The sequence below is a fragment of the Paenibacillus xylanexedens genome (assembly GCF_007676705.1).
GTDB classification, from domain to species: domain Bacteria; phylum Bacillota; class Bacilli; order Paenibacillales; family Paenibacillaceae; genus Paenibacillus; species Paenibacillus xylanexedens_C.
Window position 1 is genome coordinate 1 of the sequence record NZ_VEBF01000782.1, and the last position, 228, is coordinate 228.

Annotated in this window: 1 protein-coding gene; it reads left to right on the top strand. The window is 47.4% G+C overall.

The features are described 5' to 3' along the window. The first annotated feature begins 6 nt into the window (after positions 1-6). Positions 7-108 carry a DUF2273 domain-containing protein gene (locus FS628_RS31035; protein ID WP_260871264.1) on the top strand — a complete coding sequence of 34 codons (102 nt, stop codon included), beginning with the start codon at positions 7-9 and terminating at the stop codon, positions 106-108. The last annotated feature ends 120 nt before the right edge of the window (positions 109-228 follow it).

Here is a 228-nt window from a genome sequence, read left to right on the forward strand (position 1 = left end):
GGGGGGATGTTTTTTGGATTTGTCTATGTATGGATGGGTTTTTGGGATATGTTGTTGTTTGGAGTGTTGGTGTTGATGGGTTATAGGTTAGGGAGAGTAAGGGATTGAAAGGTGGGTTGGTCGCTTGGGTGGAGGGAGTGGGGAGAATGGGTTGGGGATGGGTGGGGTGGGTTTAAGTGAGGTAGGTGAACGGTGGAATATGTTTGTTCGGAAAATAGAGGTGTAGTT